Source organism: Caballeronia grimmiae (assembly GCF_022879615.1).
Taxonomy (GTDB): domain Bacteria; phylum Pseudomonadota; class Gammaproteobacteria; order Burkholderiales; family Burkholderiaceae; genus Caballeronia; species Caballeronia grimmiae.
Window position 1 is genome coordinate 1,843,804 of record NZ_CP084271.1, and the last position, 17,700, is coordinate 1,861,503.

The following is a 17,700-nucleotide window of genomic DNA, read 5'->3' on the forward strand; positions in this document are numbered from 1 at the left end:
CACCATGAACGGTAATACGAACCATTCTCAATGTTTGTCAGTTTAGCATCGTTCGATGGACGCAACAATTTGAAGCGGCTTACACACCCAGTCGCAGTAAGGCTTTTCGGGCGCCCCAGTCATGGACGGAAAAGGCGCAAAAAAAAGCGGCGGACCTTAAGTCCGCCGCCCGGTTTCGCTTCGGGCCTTGTCTGGCGTCACTTTCCGCCAGCGCCGCTCACGTGGTCGCCCACGTTCGCGCCGAAGACACGCTGCCGCAGCAGCGCCAATTGGTCGCGGGTCTGCGCCGCTTTTTCGAATTCGAGATTCTTTGCGTGATCCATCATCTGCTTTTCGAGCCGCTTGATTTCCTTCGCGATCTGCTTCTCGGTCATGTCCTCGAACTTCGCGCGCGCCTGCGCTTCCTTCAGTTCGGCGCGCGCGTCGTCGGCGCTGTAGACGCCATCGATGATGTCCTTGATGCGCTTCTGAACCCCGCGCGGCGTGATACCCATCGCCTGATTGTGAGCGATCTGCTTTGCGCGCCGACGCTCGGTTTCGCCGATCGCGCGCCGCATCGAGTCGGTCATGTTGTCGGCATAGAGAATGGCTTTGCCGTTCACGTTGCGCGCCGCCCGGCCGATGGTCTGGATCAGCGAACGCTCGGCGCGCAGGAAGCCTTCCTTGTCGGCGTCGAGGATCGCGACGAGCGACACCTCGGGAATATCCAGCCCTTCCCGCAGCAAGTTGATGCCGACGAGCACATCGAAGGTGCCGAGCCGCAAGTCGCGGATGATTTCGACGCGCTCGACGGTATCGATATCGCTGTGCAGATAACGTACCTTCACGCCGTGATCCGCGAGGAATTCGGTCAACTGCTCGGCCATGCGCTTGGTGAGCACGGTGACGAGCACGCGTTCCTGCGCCGCGACGCGCACATTGATTTCGGAGAGCACGTCGTCGACCTGCGAGCGCGCGGGCCGCACTTCGATCTCCGGATCGACGAGGCCGGTCGGACGCACGAGTTGCTCGGCCACCTGCCCCGCTTTGGCTTTCTCGTAATCGGCAGGCGTCGCCGAAACGAAGATGGCCTGGCGCATCTTGCGTTCGAACTCGTTGAACTTGAGCGGCCGGTTGTCGAGCGCGGACGGCATGCGAAAACCGTAATCGACGAGGTTTTCCTTGCGCGCGCGGTCGCCGTTATACATGCCGTTCAACTGGCCGATCAGCACGTGCGATTCGTCCAGCAGCATCAGCGCATCGGGCGGCAGATAGTCGACGAGCGTCGGCGGCGGCTCGCCGGGCGCGGAGCCGGAGAAATGCCGCGAGTAGTTCTCGATGCCCTTGCAGAAGCCAAGCTCCTGCAGCATTTCCAGATCGAAGCGGGTGCGCTGCTCCAGCCGCTGCGCTTCGACGAGCTTGCCCTCGCTATAGAAAAACTCGAGCCGGTCGCGCAGTTCCTCCTTGATCGTCTCGATCGCGCGCATGACGGTGTCGCGCGGCGTCACGTAATGCGACGACGGATACACCGTGAAGCGCGGAATCTTGTTGCGCACGCGGCCAGTAAGCGGATCGAACAGCTGCATCGACTCGATTTCGTCGTCGAACAGTTCGACGCGCACGGCCATTTCCGCGTGCTCCGCCGGGAAGATGTCGATGGTGTCCCCGCGCACGCGGAACGTGCCGCGCTGGAAGTCGGCTTCATTGCGCGTGTACTGCATCGCAATCAGGCGCGTGATGATGTCGCGCTGCCCGAACTTGTCGCCGGTGCGCAGCGTGAGGATCATCTTGTGATACTCGGACGGATTGCCGATACCGTAGATCGCCGAGACGGTCGCGACGATCACCACGTCGCGCCGTTCCATCAGGCTCTTGGTGGCCGAGAGCCGCATCTGCTCGATGTGCTCGTTGATCGACGAATCCTTCTCGATGAAGAGATCGCGCTGCGGCACGTACGCTTCCGGCTGGTAGTAGTCGTAGTACGAGACGAAGTACTCGACCGCATTCCGCGGAAAGAACTCGCGGAATTCGGCGTAAAGCTGCGCTGCGAGCGTCTTGTTCGGCGCAAACACGATGGCCGGCCGGCCAAGCCGCGCGATGACGTTCGCCATCGTGAAGGTCTTGCCCGAGCCGGTGACACCCAGAAGCGTCTGGAACGACAGGCCGTCCTCGACGCCTTCGACGAGCGTGGAGATCGCGGCGGGCTGATCGCCGGCGGGCGGGTAAGGCTGATAGAGCTGAAACGGCGAGCCGTCGAAGGTGATGAACTTCGACTCGTCCAGCGCGTCGGGCGCTTCGATGAGGGTATCGGACATGGGTACCAGAGTCTTCGCCGGGGCAAACACTTATTCTAGCGGCTGCCGCAAAACTGGCGCAGCGCCCGGGCGGTGGGCGAAATCGGGCGCGGCATCCGTGCTGTGCGGCCTGTCCGCGCGTCGTTTCAAGCACATTGGGCTGGCCCGCGTGATCTCAAGCGCCGCCCGGCGGTTCGCGGCCATTTCCGGCGATTCGACCGGTAAAAAGCACGCAATCGCACCGCACGCCGACGAAACCGGAGCGGGATTCGCTACAATGTGCGACTGGGCTCGCCGGCGCGAAATGACGTCCCATACGCTTTCGCCGCCGCCGACGCCCGCGCGCCGAGCCAGCTTTCCGGCCATCGAGGCGCGACGCGGTCGAGAAACTTCGCCGTCCGCACTCCCTGCCGCACGTCCTTTCCTCACTGCCGATAGATCATGTCTCTTTTCTCTGCCGTCGAACTCGCCCCCCGCGACCCGATTCTGGGCCTCAACGAAGCCTTCAACGCCGATCCGCGCCCGACCAAGGTCAATCTGGGCGTCGGCGTCTACACCAACGAAGAGGGCAAGATTCCGCTCCTGCGCGCCGTGCGCGAAGCCGAGAAAGCCCGCGTCGACGCCGCGCTGCCGCGCGGTTATCTGCCGATCGACGGCATCGCCGCTTACGACTCCGCCGTGCAGACGCTGCTGCTCGGCAAGGACTCGCCGCTGATCGCCGCAGGCCGCGTCGTCACGGCGCAGGCGCTGGGCGGCACGGGCGCGCTCAAGATCGGCGCGGATTTTTTGAAGCGCGTGAACCCGAACGCGACTGTCGCCATCAGCGATCCGAGCTGGGAAAACCATCGCGCACTGTTCGAAGGCGCGGGCTTCGAAGTCGTCAACTATCCGTACTACGACGCCGCCACGCACGGCGTGAACTTCGAGGGCATGCTCGCCGCGCTGAATGGGTATGCGCCTGGCACGATCGTCGTGCTCCACGCGTGCTGTCACAACCCGACGGGCGTCGATCTGACCGCCGCGCAGTGGGCGCAAGTGGTCGAAGTCGTGAAGGCGCGCAACCTCGTGCCGTTCCTCGATATCGCGTATCAGGGTTTCGGCGAGAGCATCGAGGCGGACGCCGCCGCCGTGCGTCTGTTCGCCGCGGCTGAACTGAACGTGTTCGTGTCGTCGTCGTTCTCGAAGTCGTTTTCGCTGTACGGCGAGCGCGTCGGCGCGCTGTCGATCATCACGACGTCCAAGGAAGAATCGGCGCGCGTGCTGTCGCAATTGAAGCGCGTGATCCGCACGAACTACTCGAACCCGCCGACGCACGGCGGATCGGTCGTCGCGGCGGTGCTGGCATCGCCCGAACTGCGCGCGACGTGGGAACAGGAACTGGGCGAAATGCGCGACCGCATCCGCGCGATGCGCAACGGTCTCGTCGAGCGCCTGAAGGCGGCGGGCGTCGATCGCGATTTTTCGTTCGTCGATGCCCAGCGCGGCATGTTCTCCTACTCCGGACTGACCGCTGCGCAAGTGGACCGTCTGCGTGAAGAGTTCGGCATCTACGCCGTGAGCACCGGCCGCATCTGCGTCGCCGCGCTGAACACGCGCAATCTGGATGTCGTCGCGAACGCGGTCGCGAGCGTCATCAAGTAAGCGCCGTCTGCTGCAAATAAAAATGGCGTCCTTCGGTTGGAGGACGCCATTTTTTGTGGGCGATGCCGGCTCGTTAAAGCGTATGCGGAGCGGCGTGCGGAGCGGGCGTCACGGCGTCGTCGGCTTCGACGAGACCGTACGAAATCGCGCGAGCCAGTTCCGCGCTCACGCTTCCGACGTCCACTTGCTGACGGCGTGCAGCCGCCGATTCACGCTCCTCGGCATGCATGCAGAAGGTCAATGCGGCGATGAGCAGGATGGCGAGAGGCCAGTAAGTCGATATTGTCTTTCTCATGAGACTGTCTTCGGTTCGATGTCGCTGCGGGCGATTTACCCATTTGTCGACGTTTTGGATGTTACGCAATCGACCGTTGCTGAAAAAGCCATCGAACAGAGAAGGTTCGTTGCGTCTCTGGCAACAAGCAAGTTATCGGCCAGTTTCGCTGAGTGTTGTAACAGGCCCGGCCAGGCCGTCATAAAGCCTTACAAAGTTGTCGGGGACATCGGGCAGCGAGCGGTGTCTTAATGCTTATACGTGCAACCAATATTTCAACGGTCATGAAAGTCGCTGGCTTAGTAGTCTTCTCCTCTGCGCTGCTGTTGGGCGGATGCGCGGCTTACCCCGAAGGTCCGATGTACGGCGGCGGTTATCCCGTGTACGACGATCCCGGATACGCGGCGTATCCAGCCTATCCCGCTTATTACGGCGGGCCGGTCGTGCAGCCGGGCGTCGTCGTTGGCGGCGGTTACTATTCGGGGCCCCGACGCTACTGGGACGACAGCCCCGGTTATCGCCGTCCCCCGCCTGGCGGCTGGAATAACCGGCCGCACGGCGACGGGTATTCCGGTCAGGGCGGTCGCGGCCGCCACGACGGTCAGGACGGCGGCCAGCCGCAACGCGGCGGCGGCGGTCCTCCGCCACAGGCGAACGCAGCGCCGATGCCGCAGGCAGTGGGCGGCGTGAGGCCGCATCCGCCGCAGCCGCAGCAGCCGCAACAACAACCGCAGCAGGCTCCGTCGCGCGGCAGCGGTGGCGGTGGTGGCAACCACGGCGGGAACGACCGCGGCTTTCTCGGGCGCACTGGCGGCTGATCGTCCGCGCGATAGTGAAAAAGGGAAGGCCGCGCCGGATCACGTGATCCGGCGCGGCCTTTCCTTTTGCACGACGCCCAATCAGCCGATATGCGACTGCTGCGCTTTATACAGCTCGCGGAACGTGCGGCCGACGGGCGCGGGCATGTCGCGCGTGTCTGTCCATCCGGCGCCGAACGGAATGCGCGTTAGCTTCTTCTCCCGCCCGCCGATGCGCTCCAGCACGCGCACTGCCAGCTTGGTGACGAGCGCATAGGCGGCCGGACGCATCGCGAGAAAGCCCCACGCTGCGAGCGCCGCCCGCTCGCTCCACGGGCGCAGCCGCCGCTCCATCTGCTTCTCGCGCAGCTTGCGCAGCAGATCCGAGATCGGAATACCGACCGGACACACGCTATTGCACTCGCCGCAGAGCGTCGCGGCTTGCGGCAGGTCCAGCGTCTTGTCGATGCCGACGTAAGCCGGCGTGAGCACCGAGCCCATCGGACCCGGATAGACCCAGCCGTACGCATGTCCGCCGATCTTCTGATACACCGGGCAATGATTCATGCACGCCCCACAGCGGATGCAGCGCAGCATGTCCTGAAACTCTCCGCCGAGGAGTCCCGTACGCCCTCCGTCGACCAGCACGAAATACATGTGCTCCGGGCCGTCCTTTTCGTTCGACGCACGCGGACCAGTGAGCAGCGAGAAGTAGTTGGACGTGGTCTGTCCGGTGGCGGAGCGCGGCAGCAGGCGCATCGCGGTGGCCAGATCTTCGAGCGTTGGCAGCACCTTCTCGATGCCCGTCACCGCGACATGCACGCGCGGCATCACCGTACACATGCCTTCGTTGCCCTCGTTCGTCACGACGGCGACCGAACCCGTCTCCGCGATCAGAAAGTTGCCACCGGTCACGCCCATGTCCGCCGACATGAAATGCGGGCGCAACACTTCGCGCGCCTCGCGTGTCATCGCGGGGATGTCGGTGAGCCGCGGCTTGCCATGCGTCTTCGCGAACAGATCCGCGATCTGTTCCTTGTCCTTGTGAACCACGGGCGCGATGATGTGGCTCGGCGGTTCGTTGTCGTTGATCTGGAGAATGTATTCGCCGAGGTCCGTCTCGATGGACTGCACGCCCATCTCGCCGAGCACGCGGTTGAGTTGCATCTCCTCGGACACCATCGACTTCGTCTTGATGACCTTCTTCACGCCGTGCTCGCGCGCAATGTCCGCGACGAGGCGCGCCGCGTCCTGCGTCGATTCCGCGTAGAGCACCGTCGCGCCCCGCCGCGTCGCCTCACGCTCGAACATTTCGAGCCACACGTCGAGATTCTCGAGCGCGCGATTGCGGCGCTCCTTGAGCGCGGCGCGCGTCGCTTCGAAGTCGATATCGCGCACCGCCGCCGCCCGCGCGCTGACGAACTTCGTCGAGAGTTTGGTGAGATTCTGCTGGAGACGTTGGTCGGCGAGCTTGCTGCCGGCTCGCGCCTTGAAGTGCATCGTCTGGACTTGCATGGATGGACTCGTCGATAGTCGATGTTTCGGGCGGTCAGGCGCGATGCTGGGCATCGCCCGCGAGGACCTGGGCGATATGCAGCACGCGCGTCGCGGTATCGCCCGTCCGGCGCAGGCGGCCTTCGATGTTCAGCATGCAGCCGAGGTCGCCGAGCACCACGGCATGCGCCCCGCTCGCCTTGATGTTCGCGCATTTCTCGTCGACGATCGCCGTCGAAATATCGCCGTACTTGACCGCGAACGTGCCGCCGAAACCGCAGCAGTGCTCGCAGCCGGCCATCTCGGTCACAGGCACGCCGGCTTGCGCGAGCAGTTCGCGCGGCTGTGTTTTCACGCCGAGTTCGCGCAGGCCCGAACAGGAATCGTGATACGTGACCATGCCGTCGAAAACGCCGGGCTCCATGCGGGCTTTCGCCACCGTGACGAGAAAATCCGTCAGTTCGAAGACGCGCGGCTGCAGCCGTGCATAGCGGTTCATCAACTCGGGATCGTCACGAAAGAGATCGCCGTAATGCGCGCGGATCATTCCGCCGCAGGAGCCGGACGGGACCACCACGTAATCGAACTGCTCGAATTCGCGCAGCGTCTTCTCGGCGAGATCGCGCGCCAGCCGGCGGTCGCCGGAGTTGTACGCCGGCTGACCGCAGCACGTTTGCGCCGGAGGAACAGTGACCTCGAAGCCGGCGCGTTCGATCAGCTTGATGACCGAGAAGCCGATTTCCGGGCGCATCATGTCGATCAGACAGGTGACGAATAAACCGACTCGCATGAGGATTTCCTTTTGATTCGAATAAGCAAAGCAGGTCGATTATCCGCGAAAAGCGCGGCGCATCCGACCGCCGGCGAATCATGTCTTTTCACATTATGAGATACAATGCGATTTCCGCTGTTTGACGCATCAACCGATTTTTCACGATGAGCGATACGAACCCGGACTCCAAGACATCCATTCAGGTGATCGAACGCATGATGCGTCTGCTCGACGCACTCGCCGGTCACACCGATCCGGTCAGCCTGAAGGAACTGTCGCACAGCACTGGCCTGCATCCGTCGACCGCGCACCGCATTCTGAACGACATGGTGCTGTGCCGGCTGGTCGACCGGTCCGATCCCGGCACGTACCGGCTCGGCATGCGGCTGCTCGAACTCGGCAATCTCGTGAAGGCGCGTCTCTCGGTGCGCGAGGCCGCGATGCCGCCGATGCGCGAACTGCATCGGCAGACGGGCCAGACAGTGAATCTATCGGTGCGTCAGGGCGACGAGATCGTGTATATCGAGCGTGCGTATTCGGAGCGCTCCGGCATGCAGGTCGTGCGGGCCATCGGCGGGCGCGCGCCGCTGCATCTCACGTCGGTCGGCAAGCTTTTCCTCGCCGCCGACGAAGCCGCCCGCGTGCGCGCCTACGCGATGCGCACCGGACTCTCGGGTCACACGCAGAACAGCATCACGGATCTGGCCAAGCTCGAACGCGAGTTGTCGTTCGTGCGGCAGCAATCGTGCGCGCGAGACAACGAGGAACTGGAACTGGGCGTTCGCTGCATCGCGGCAGGCATCTACGACGACACGGGCCGGCTCGTCGCGGGGCTGTCGCTTTCGGCGCCGGCCGATCGTCTGCAGGACGCGTGGCTCAAGCAACTGAGCCATACCGCGCTGGAAATTTCGCGATCGCTCGGCTATCACCCTGAACTGTCGGCAGAAGGACAACGCGAAGCGCATCGCTGATCGCCGTCACCAAAGAAAAAGCCGGATTCGTCTCTCGACGATTCCGGCTTTTTTGCGGCCTCACGGCCCACGCCCGAAGACGCGCTCAGGGATTCGCGCCGCTGCCCATGTCCGCGCTCATGATGCGCGGCTCGCCGAGTGTATCGAGATACGAACGCAGGCGGCCTGCATCGGCGAAACGCGAGTACTTGCCGTACGAATCCAGCAGCACCATGATGACCTGGCGGCCATGCACGGTCGCCTGCATCACGAGACATTCACCCGCCTCGTTGATGAAGCCGGTCTTCTGCAAGCCGATGTCCCACGACGCATTGCGCACCAGCGCATTCGTGCTGTTGTACGCGAGCGTGCGCTTCCCGGTGAAGACTTCGTAGCTGCGGTCCGTCGAGAATTTGCGGATCAGCGGATATTGATACGCCGCGTTCACCATCTTCACGAGATCCCGCGCGCTCGACACGTTCTGGCTCGTGAGCCCCGTGGAATTCTCGAAGTGCGTATCGGTCATGCCGAGCGCCTTCGCTTTGGCGTTCATCGCGGCGATGAAGGCGGGACGCCCGCCCGGGTAATAACGCGACAATGCAGCCGCCGCGCGGTTTTCCGATGCCATCAGCGCGATGTGCAGCATGTCTTCGCGGTTCAGCACCGATCCGACCGCCAGCCGCGAGCCCGTGTACTTCTCGTAGTCGCGGTCTTCGTCGGTCACCGTCATTTCTTCGGTGAGCGGCATGTGCGAATCGAGCGCGACCATCGCCGTCATCAGCTTCGTGATGGAGGCGATCGGCACGACGGCGCGAGAGTTCTTGTCGAAGAGCGTCTCGGACGTGTCCTGGTCGACGACATACGCGACGCTCGAGCGCAGCGCGAGGCTATCCGGCGTGTCGTGCAGGCCGAACGCCTGGCCGACCGACGTCGCGCGCGGCTGATACGCCACCGAATGCACGGCGGCACGGCGCGCATGCGGGTCCATCCGGTAGTTCACGCGACGCTTGCGCGATGCTTTGGGCGCGTCCTCATCGTCATCGGCTGCGGCGGCCTTGGCCGTGCGCACGCCCTTGCCGGCTTTCGCGACGCGAGCCGGTTTCGCGGACTTGCCTTCGGCGGCGGGTTTGGCGGATTGCTTGACGGTCTTGCTATGAGTCGTAGTCTTGGCGAGGGCTTCAGCCGGAGCCGCTGCGAAAGATGTCGCGACGGCGAGCGATACGGCGAGAGACAATGCGGAGCGCAATGCCACGCCGTGCACCACCTTGAGCGACGAAAACATTTCGGTTTTCATTAGTGTTCTGTTGGGCGGCTGGAGAGTACCGCCAAGTGTAGTGAAGCTGCGAAATTTAAGCAATATTAAGCACTTATCGGCGCACGTTAATCCGTTTTGTAAGCGACGATTGCTGATTGTTGAAACTTTGCGCGCCTCGATCGGAAAAAACGATCGTGCGCCAAGCATCCGGCACTGCGAAAACCGCGCTTTCGACCACGCTGCTTACGCTCTGTCGGCAATTCTTTCTGAAACTTGAGGCTTGACTTTAAGAACGGGGCTGGCGGGCTTACGGCGCGCGGCAATCGACGCCGCGGCTTGTGCCCTCGCAATCCTGTGTGCACTGCATCGTCAGTCGAAATGTTAACGGTTCTTCAACAATTTGGTGTACGGCAACGTCTTAAAAACAAGAACATCCGAGATTTTTCTTAGTCTTAAGATGCGCCGACGCAGCCGCGCGCAGCATGGGCCTCGCCGCTTTTCGCTAGTCCACGTCGGTGCATGCACCGTCCAGTTCTCGCCCTTCCCGATCGAATGCCGTACTTAAACTCTTGTTTAACAAGGGTTTCCCCTATTTGTGCATTGCACAAAAAACGCTTGACATCGATCGGAATATCTCTAAAATGGGCTTCATGTTGCAACGCACCAATCCGGAGCTGCACCATCTGGCAGCAAGTTGCTGCATCTACCAAACTACGACCCGCGATGATGGGTCGGCATAAGGAGCCTGAGATGACGCTATTGACCCCCGAGCAAATCGCCGCTGCACAGAAAGCCAACTTCGACACGCTGTTCGGTCTGACGAACAAGGCGTTCGAGGGCGTTGAGAAGCTCGTCGAACTGAATCTCCAAGTCGTGAAGTCCACGCTCGCCGAGAGCCAGGAAAACGCGCAACGCGCGCTGTCCGTGAAGGACGCGCAGGAACTGCTCGCGCTGCAAGCCAGCCTGACCCAGCCGGTCGCGGAAAAGGTGCTGTCGTACGGCCGTCACCTGTATGAAATCGCATCGGCTACGCAAGCTGAATTTGCCCGCGTCGCGGAAGCGCAGTACGAAGAGCAGAACCGCAAGGTGCAGACGCTCGTCGACAACGTCGCCAAGAACGCGCCTGCTGGTTCGGAAACGGCTGTCGCCGTGATGAAGTCGGCCATCACCGCCGCGAACACGACGTACGAAACCGTTCACAAGGCAACGAAGCAAGCTGTCGAAATCGCGGAAAGCAACTTCAACGCCGCCGCCACGGCTGCGACGAAGGCTGCCACGCAAGCGACCGAGCAAGCTGCTCGCACCGCTGCGGTTTCGGCAAAGCGCACCGTCGCGTAAGACATCGGCCACGCATGCTGTCTGCATGCGAAGGTTGAAACAAGGAACCCGGCTTCGGCCGGGTTTTTTGTTGTCCGCGCCGGGGCGCCATGAAAAAGGCGCGTTCCCTTGCAGGAACGCGCCTTCGTCCTTCCTGGAACCGCGAGGTTACTTCTTCCGCTGCGGCGGCAGATCGGTACAGACGCCTTCGTACAACTCCGCCGCCATGCCGACCGATTCGCCGAGCGTCGGGTGCGGGTGAATCGTCTTCCCGATGTCCGTTGCGTCCGCGCCCATCTCGATCGCGAGACACACTTCGCTGATCAGATCGCCCGCATTCAGACCGACGATCCCGCCGCCGATCACGCGATGCGTCTCTTCGTCGAAGATCAGCTTCGTGAAGCCCTCGTCGCGGCCATTCGCAATCGCACGGCCGGACGCCGCCCACGGGAACACTGCCTTGCCGTACTTGACGCCTTCGGCCTTGCACTGCTCCTCGGTCTTGCCGGCCCATGCCACTTCCGGATCGGTGTACGCGACCGACGGAATCTGCAGCGCGTCGAAGTAAGCCTTCTCGCCGTGCGCCGCTTCCGCCGCGACGTGGCCTTCGTGCACCGCCTTGTGGGCGAGCATCGGCTGGCCGACGAGATCGCCGATCGCGAAGATGTGCTCGACGTTCGTGCGCATCTGCTTGTCGACGTTGATGAAGCCGCGATCCGTCACCGCGACGCCCGCCTTGTCCGCGCCGATCTTGCCGCCGTTCGGGCTGCGGCCGACGGCCAGCAGCACGAGGTCGTAACGCTGAGGTTCAGCCGGCGCCTTCTCGCCCTCGAAGGTCACGTAGATGCCGTCGTCCTTCGCTTCCGCCTTGGTCGTCTTCGTCTTCAGCATCACGTTGGCGAAGCGCTTGGCGTTGAACTTCTCCCACACCTTCACGAGATCGCGGTCCGCGCCGACCATCAGGCCGTCGAGCATTTCGACCACGTCGATCTGCGCGCCGAGCGTCGAATAGACCGTCGCCATTTCCAGCCCGATGATGCCGCCGCCCACCACCAGCATGCGCTCGGGCAACTGACGCAGTTCGAGCGCGCCGGTGGAATCGACGACGCGCGGATCATCCGGGAAGAACGGCAGCTTCACCGACTGCGAGCCCGCCGCGATGATCGCCTTCTTGAAGCGCACGACCTTCTTGCCGCCCTCGCCCTGCACTTCCATGTGATGCGGATCGACGAACGTGCCGACGCCCGTCACCACCTGCACCTTGCGCGCCTTCGCCATGCCCGCGAGACCGCCGGTCAGCTTCTTGACGACGCCTTCCTTGAAGCCGCGCAGCTTGTCGAGATCGATCTTCGGCTCGCCGAAGCTGATGCCGTGCGCCGCAAGCTCGGCCGCTTCGTCGATGACGAGCGCCGTGTGCAGCAGCGCCTTCGACGGAATGCAGCCGACGTTCAGGCATACGCCGCCGAGCGTGGAGTAACGCTCGACGAGCACGGTGTTCATGCCGAGATCGGCGGAGCGGAACGCTGCAGAATACCCGCCGGGACCCGCGCCGAGCACGAGCATGTCGCATTCAACATCGGCCGAACCGGAATAGCTGCCGGCTTGCGGCGCAGGCGCGGCGCTCGCCTTTTCGGCGGGTTGCGGCTGAGCGGCGGCGGGCGCGGTCGGCACATTGGTCGTGCCGCCGCCCTGCGCGTCGAGCGTCAGGATCAGCGTGCCTTCCGACACGTTGTCGCCGACCTTGATTTTCAGCTCCCGCACCGTGCCCGCTGCGGGCGATGGCACGTCCATCGTCGCCTTGTCCGATTCGAGCGTGACGAGCGATTGCTCCTTCTCGACCGTATCGCCCGGCTTCACGTGAACTTCGATGACCGGAATGTCCTTGAAGTCGCCGATGTCCGGCACCTTCACGTCCTGCGCCGCGCCGCTCGATGCGGCCGGAGCAGCCGGCTTCGCGGCCGACGCCTCTTTCGGCGTCTCTTTCGGCGCCTCGCCCTGCGACGCGCCCGCGCCTGCGGTTTCGATCATCGCGATGACCGAGCCCTGGCTCACCTTGTCGCCCTGTTTGACCTTCACTTCCTTGATGGTGCCCGCGGCATCGGCGGGCACTTCCATCGTCGCCTTGTCGGTTTCGAGCGTGATGACGCCCTGTTCCTTTTCGATGACGTCGCCGGGCTTGATATTGACTTCGATGACATCGACATCGGAGAAGTCGCCGATATCGGGTACTTTTAGTTCGACGAGACTCATGTTGTCCCCTAAGAGATGTGCGGATGGAGCCTCGGGACATGCCCGAGGCTCCGCCGTCGGCCGGATCAGAAGATCAAAGAATCACGCGACGGAAGTCCGCCAGAATCGCCGACAGATACGCATTGAAGCGCGCGGCCTCGGCGCCGTCGATGACGCGATGGTCGTACGACAGCGACAGCGGCAGCGTGAGGCGCGGCACGAACTGCTTGCCGTCCCACACGGGCTTCATCTGGCCGCGCGACAGGCCGAGAATGGCCACTTCCGGCGCGTTGATGATCGGCGTGAAATTCGTCCCGCCGATGCCGCCCAGCGACGAAATCGAGAAGCAGCCGCCCTGCATCTGGTCCGGCTTCAGCTTGCCGTCGCGTGCGAGCTTCGACAGCTCCGCCATCTCCTTCGCGATATCGACCAAGCCCTTCTTGTCCGCGTCGCGGATCACCGGAACGACGAGGCCGTTCGGCGTATCGGCCGCGAAACCGACGTGGTAGTACTGCTTGAAGACGAGGTTGTCGCCGTCCAGGCTCGCGTTGAAGGTCGGGAACTTCTTCAGCGCCGACACGACCGCCTTGATGACGAACGCGAGCATCGTGAACTTGACGCCTGCCTTCTCGTGCTCCTTGTTGAGCTTGACGCGCAGCTCTTCCAGTTCGGTGATGTCCGCTTCGTCGTTGTTCGTGACGTGCGGGATCATCACCCAGTTGCGATGCAGGTTCGCGCCCGAAATCTTCTTGATGCGCGAGAGCGGCTTCGGATCGACGGGGCCGAACTTCGTGAAGTCGATCTTCGGCCACGGCAGCAAGCCGAGCTCGCCGCCGCCACCGCCAGCCGGTGCAGCCGCGGCGGCAGGCGCCGCGCCCTGGCCGCTCATCACGCCCTTTACGAACGCCGTGATGTCCTGCTGCGTGATGCGGCCCTTCGGACCGGTGCCCTTCACACGCGTGACATCGACGCCCAGGTCGCGGGCGAATTTGCGCACCGACGGCGACGCGTGGCTCGACGTGCGCGCGCCATCGCCGGCGGGTATCACGGGCGCTTGCGCAAGCGCGGACGGCGCTTCCTTCGCGGCTGCCGCCGGCGCGGGCTTCGCGGGCGCGTCGGGCGGCTCGGCGGCCTTCGCGGCTTCCTGCTTCGGAGCCGGGGCCGCGGCGCTCGCGCCGTCGCCGCCTTCGAGCAAGAGGATCAGCGTTCCTTCGGAGACCGTATCGCCGACCTTGACCTTCAGTTCCTTGACCGTGCCCGATGCGGGGCTCGGCACGTCCATCGTCGCCTTGTCGGATTCGAGCGTGACGAGCGACTGCTCCTTCTCGACCTTGTCGCCGACCTTGACGCCGATCTCGATGATCGGAATGTCCGTGAAGTCGCCGATATCCGGCACCTTCACTTCGACCAATCCGCCGCCGCCGGATGCCGGTGCGGCCTGCGCCGGCTGCGATTGCGTCTGGGTCTGCGCGGGCGCTTCCTGCTTCGCGGGCGCAGCGGACGATGCCGCCGCGTTCGCGCCGCCCGCTTCGAGCACGACGATCAGCGTGCCTTCCGACACGTTGTCGCCTACTTTCACTTTCACTTCCTTCACGGTGCCGGCTGCTGAACTGGGCACGTCCATCGTGGCCTTGTCGGATTCCAGCGTAACGAGGGATTGTTCCTGTTCAACGACATCGCCCGGCTTGACCAGAACTTCGATCACCGGGATGTCCTTGAAATCGCCGATGTCCGGCACTTTGACTTCGATCGCTTGACTCATTATTAGTGTCTCCTGGGTTGCACACGGCCTCCCTCCGCTTCGGAGAGAGGCCGCATCACAACGCTCGGGGGCGATGCCTTTAGACGGTCATCGGGTTGGGTTTGGCCGGGTCGAGGTTGTACTTCTTGATCGCCTCGGCGACGACCTTGCGCTCGATCTTGCCTTCGTCGGCAAGCGCGTTGAGCGCCGCCAGCGTGACCCAGTAGCGGTCGACTTCGAAGAAGTGACGCAGCGCCTCGCGCGTGTCCGAGCGGCCGTAGCCGTCGGTGCCGAGCACCACGAACTTGTTCGGGACGTAGCCGCGGATCTGATCGACGAGCGCGCGGATGTAGTCCGTCGACGCGATCACCGGGCCTTGTGCGCCCTGGAGCAGCTTCGTCACGTGCGGCACGCGCTTCTCTTCGGTCGGATGCAGCAGGTTGAAACGCTCGCAATCCTGGCCTTCGCGCGCCAGCTCGGTGAAGCTCGGAACGCTCCAGAGGTCGGCCGAAACGCCCCAGTCGTTCTTCAGCAGGTCGGCGGCGGCGATGACTTCGTTGAAGATCGTGCCCGCGCCCATCAGCTGAACATGCGCCTTGGCCGGCGCGTCCGCCTTCCTGAACGCGTACATGCCCTTGATGATGTCGGCGGCAACCGACTCACCTTGCGGGATCGCCGGATGCTCGTAGTTCTCGTTCATCACGGTGATGTAGTAGTACACGTCCTCCTGGTCCTGCACCATGCGACGCAGGCCGTCCTGCATGATCACCGCGAGTTCGTAGCCGAACGTCGGGTCGTAGCTCACGCAGTTCGGAACCGATGCGGCCCACAGGAGCGAGTGGCCGTCTTCGTGCTGCAGGCCTTCGCCGTTCAGCGTCGTGCGGCCCGCGGTGCCGCCCAGAAGGAAGCCGCGCGAGCGCATGTCGCCCGCCGCCCACGCCAGATCACCGATGCGCTGAAACCCGAACATCGAATAGAAGATGTAGAACGGGATCATGATCTCGCCGTGCGTCGAATACGACGTCGCGGCCGCGATCCAGTCACAAATGCCACCGGCTTCGTTGATGCCTTCCTGCAGAATCTGGCCGGTCTCCGATTCCTTGTAGAACATCAGCTGGTCGGAGTCTTCCGGAATGTACTTCTGGCCGTCCTGATTCCAGATGCCGATCTGGCGGAACAGACCTTCCATGCCGAACGTGCGCGATTCGTCCGGGACGATCGGCACGACGCGCTTGCCGAGCGCCTTGTCCTTCAGCAGGATGTTGAGAATCCGCACGAACGCCATCGTCGTGGAGATTTCGCGGCCTTCGCCCGTGCCCTTCAGAAGCGGCTCGAATGCGGACAGCGCCGGCACCGGCAGCGATTCCGCCTTCTCGCGGCGCGCCGGCAGATAACCGCCGAGGTCCATGCGCTTCTGGCGCATGTATTCGAGTTCCTTCGACCCTTCTTCGAACGTGAGATACGGCACGTCGACGATCTGCTCGTCGCTGATCGGCAGGCGGAACTGGTCGCGGAATTTCTTCAGCGTCTCGATCGGCAGCTTCTTCTGCTGGTGCGTGATGTTCATCGCCTGACCGTGCTCGCCCATGCCATAACCCTTGATGGTCTTGGCGAGGATGACGGTCGGCGCGCCCTTAGTCTTGGTCGCGGCGTCGAACGCGGCGTAGATCTTGTGCGGATCGTGGCCGCCGCGGTTCAGATTCCAGATGTCGTCATCGGACCAGTCGGCGACGAGCGCCTTCAGTTCCGGCGTGTTGAAGAAGTGCTCGCGCACGAACGCGCCCGACTCCGACTTGTACGTCTGATACTCGCCGTCGACGACTTCCATCATGCGGCGCATCAGCGCGCCGGTCTTGTCGCGTGCGAAGAGCGCGTCCCAGCGGCTGCCCCAGATGACCTTGATGACGTTCCAGCCCGCGCCGCGGAATTCGCTTTCCAGTTCCTGGATGATCTTGCCGTTGCCGCGCACCGGGCCGTCCAGACGCTGCAAGTTGCAGTTGATGACGAACACGAGGTTGTCCAGACGCTCGCGCCCGGCCATGCCGATCGCGCCGAGCGATTCCGGCTCGTCCGTTTCGCCGTCGCCGAGGAACGCCCAAACCTTGCGGCCGTCGGTCTTGGCGATGCCGCGCGCTTGCATGTACTTCATGAAACGCGCCTGATAGATGGCCATGATCGGGCCGAGGCCCATCGACACGGTCGGGAACTGCCAGAAATCCGGCATCAGCCACGGATGCGGATACGACGAGATGCCCTCGCCGCCCACTTCCTGACGGAAGTTGTTCAGTTGCTTCTCGGTGAGACGGCCGAGCAGGAACGCGCGCGAGTACACACCCGGCGACGAGTGGCCCTGCACGAAGACGAGATCGCCGCCGTGCTCTTTCGAGGGCGCATGCCAGAAGTGATTGAAGCCGACGTCATACAACGTCGCCGCCGATGCGAACGAAGCGATATGCCCGCCGACGTTGGTGTCCTTGCCCGCGCGCAGCACCATCGCGATGGCGTTCCAGCGCGTGTACGAGCGGATGCGGTGTTCGATGTCCTGATCGCCCGGAATCTTCGCCTGCGCCGTTACGGGGATCGTGTTGATGTACGGCGTGTTCGCCGAGAACGGCAGATGCTCGCCATGTACGCGAGCGAATTCGATTTGTTTCTCGATCAGGTAGTGCGCGCGGTCAGGGCCGACCGCCGAAATCACGCCATCGAGCGCTTCGAGCCATTCGGCGGTTTCCTGCGGATCGTCGTCTTTTGCGTTGGCGACATATTTGAGAACTTCGTCGGGTACAGCGGACATGCTCGTCTCCTGATGTGAGGAACGCTCGTAAACCGCCAACACACGCCCGCGCGAAAGCACAAAAGCGGGCACTGGCCGCGTGCCGGCAATTCTAAAGAGGGTCCAGAGCTTGAAGCAAGGAATTTTTCGAATCATGAGAGGCTATCTCATAATGCGGAAAATT

At 63.2% G+C, this 17,700-nt stretch carries 12 protein-coding genes; 4 read left to right on the top strand and 8 right to left on the bottom strand.

Translation table 11 applies throughout. The features are described 5' to 3' along the window. Nucleotides 1-197: 197 nt before the first annotated feature. Complete coding sequence (gene uvrB, locus LDZ21_RS08965; RefSeq protein WP_035970082.1) at nt 198-2,294, bottom strand: excinuclease ABC subunit UvrB; 2,097 nt, start codon at nt 2,292-2,294, stop codon at nt 198-200. 420 nt (nt 2,295-2,714) lie between these two features. On the opposite strand from uvrB, the gene LDZ21_RS08970 reads away from it, so the two are divergent. Then, complete coding sequence (locus tag LDZ21_RS08970; RefSeq protein ID WP_188885315.1) at nt 2,715-3,914, top strand: amino acid aminotransferase; 1,200 nt, start codon at nt 2,715-2,717, stop codon at nt 3,912-3,914. A 73-nt stretch (nt 3,915-3,987) separates the two neighbouring features. Here the strand turns inward: LDZ21_RS08970 and LDZ21_RS08975 are convergent, their stop codons facing one another. Continuing rightward, nucleotides 3,988-4,209 carry a hypothetical protein gene (locus LDZ21_RS08975; RefSeq protein ID WP_244792879.1) on the bottom strand — a complete coding sequence of 74 codons (222 nt, stop codon included), beginning with the start codon at nt 4,207-4,209 and terminating at the stop codon, nt 3,988-3,990. Nucleotides 4,210-4,472: 263 nt separating this feature from the next. Here LDZ21_RS08975 and LDZ21_RS08980 point away from each other — a divergent pair, with 263 nt between their 5' ends. Continuing rightward, on the top strand, nt 4,473-5,006 hold the full coding sequence (locus LDZ21_RS08980) for a hypothetical protein (protein ID WP_244792881.1): 534 nt from the start codon (nt 4,473-4,475) through the stop codon (nt 5,004-5,006). An 81-nt stretch (nt 5,007-5,087) separates the two neighbouring features. Here the strand turns inward: LDZ21_RS08980 and LDZ21_RS08985 are convergent, their stop codons facing one another. Together LDZ21_RS08985 and LDZ21_RS08990 are read right to left on the bottom strand one after the other, a co-directional pair. Beyond that, nucleotides 5,088-6,500, bottom strand: a complete 1,413-nt coding sequence (locus tag LDZ21_RS08985) for a lactate utilization protein B (protein WP_244792882.1) — start codon at nt 6,498-6,500, stop codon at nt 5,088-5,090. A gap of 34 nt (nt 6,501-6,534) precedes the next feature. Beyond that, nucleotides 6,535-7,269: a (Fe-S)-binding protein gene (locus LDZ21_RS08990; protein WP_244792884.1), complete on the bottom strand. Its 735-nt coding sequence runs from the start codon at nt 7,267-7,269 to the stop codon at nt 6,535-6,537. 146 nt (nt 7,270-7,415) lie between these two features. On the opposite strand from LDZ21_RS08990, the gene LDZ21_RS08995 reads away from it, so the two are divergent. Further along, nucleotides 7,416-8,222 (top strand): IclR family transcriptional regulator, encoded by an 807-nt coding sequence (locus LDZ21_RS08995; RefSeq protein ID WP_035970853.1) that lies wholly within the window; start codon nt 7,416-7,418, stop codon nt 8,220-8,222. A gap of 85 nt (nt 8,223-8,307) precedes the next feature. On the opposite strand, the gene pbpG is transcribed toward LDZ21_RS08995, so the two are convergent. After that, on the bottom strand, nt 8,308-9,495 hold the full coding sequence (gene pbpG / locus LDZ21_RS09000; protein ID WP_244792886.1) for a D-alanyl-D-alanine endopeptidase: 1,188 nt from the start codon (nt 9,493-9,495) through the stop codon (nt 8,308-8,310). A 711-nt stretch (nt 9,496-10,206) separates the two neighbouring features. On the opposite strand from pbpG, the gene LDZ21_RS09005 reads away from it, so the two are divergent. Beyond that, on the top strand, nt 10,207-10,794 hold the full coding sequence (locus LDZ21_RS09005; protein ID WP_035970856.1) for a phasin family protein: 588 nt from the start codon (nt 10,207-10,209) through the stop codon (nt 10,792-10,794). Between the two features lie 147 nt (nt 10,795-10,941). Here the strand turns inward: LDZ21_RS09005 and lpdA are convergent, their stop codons facing one another. The 3 genes from lpdA to aceE form a co-directional block, all read right to left on the bottom strand. Next, complete coding sequence (gene lpdA, locus LDZ21_RS09010; RefSeq protein ID WP_244792888.1) at nt 10,942-13,023, bottom strand: dihydrolipoyl dehydrogenase; 2,082 nt, start codon at nt 13,021-13,023, stop codon at nt 10,942-10,944. Between the two features lie 73 nt (nt 13,024-13,096). Next, nucleotides 13,097-14,764: a dihydrolipoyllysine-residue acetyltransferase gene (gene aceF, locus LDZ21_RS09015; RefSeq protein ID WP_244792890.1), complete on the bottom strand. Its 1,668-nt coding sequence runs from the start codon at nt 14,762-14,764 to the stop codon at nt 13,097-13,099. Nucleotides 14,765-14,843: 79 nt separating this feature from the next. Then, entirely contained in the window at nt 14,844-17,537 is a 2,694-nt protein-coding gene (gene aceE, locus LDZ21_RS09020) for a pyruvate dehydrogenase (acetyl-transferring), homodimeric type (RefSeq protein WP_244792892.1), read from the bottom strand. Between the last annotated feature and the right edge of the window lie 163 nt (nt 17,538-17,700).

Excerpts from the sequence above, each read along its gene's own strand:
- LDZ21_RS08990 (WP_244792884.1), bottom strand. The coding sequence starts at position 7,269 with ATGCGAGTCGGTTTATTCGTCACCTGTCTGATCGACATGATGCGCCCG.
- LDZ21_RS08995 (WP_035970853.1), top strand. The coding sequence starts at position 7,416 with ATGAGCGATACGAACCCGGACTCCAAGACATCCATTCAGGTGATCGAA.
- LDZ21_RS08980 (WP_244792881.1), top strand. The coding sequence starts at position 4,473 with ATGAAAGTCGCTGGCTTAGTAGTCTTCTCCTCTGCGCTGCTGTTGGGC.
- lpdA (WP_244792888.1), bottom strand. The coding sequence starts at position 13,023 with ATGAGTCTCGTCGAACTAAAAGTACCCGATATCGGCGACTTCTCCGAT.
- LDZ21_RS08970 (WP_188885315.1), top strand. The coding sequence starts at position 2,715 with ATGTCTCTTTTCTCTGCCGTCGAACTCGCCCCCCGCGACCCGATTCTG.
- aceE (WP_244792892.1), bottom strand. The coding sequence starts at position 17,537 with ATGTCCGCTGTACCCGACGAAGTTCTCAAATATGTCGCCAACGCAAAA.
- aceF (WP_244792890.1), bottom strand. The coding sequence starts at position 14,764 with ATGAGTCAAGCGATCGAAGTCAAAGTGCCGGACATCGGCGATTTCAAG.
- LDZ21_RS08985 (WP_244792882.1), bottom strand. The coding sequence starts at position 6,500 with ATGCAAGTCCAGACGATGCACTTCAAGGCGCGAGCCGGCAGCAAGCTC.
- LDZ21_RS09005 (WP_035970856.1), top strand. The coding sequence starts at position 10,207 with ATGACGCTATTGACCCCCGAGCAAATCGCCGCTGCACAGAAAGCCAAC.
- pbpG (WP_244792886.1), bottom strand. The coding sequence starts at position 9,495 with ATGAAAACCGAAATGTTTTCGTCGCTCAAGGTGGTGCACGGCGTGGCA.
- LDZ21_RS08975 (WP_244792879.1), bottom strand. The coding sequence starts at position 4,209 with ATGAGAAAGACAATATCGACTTACTGGCCTCTCGCCATCCTGCTCATC.
- uvrB (WP_035970082.1), bottom strand. The coding sequence starts at position 2,294 with ATGTCCGATACCCTCATCGAAGCGCCCGACGCGCTGGACGAGTCGAAG.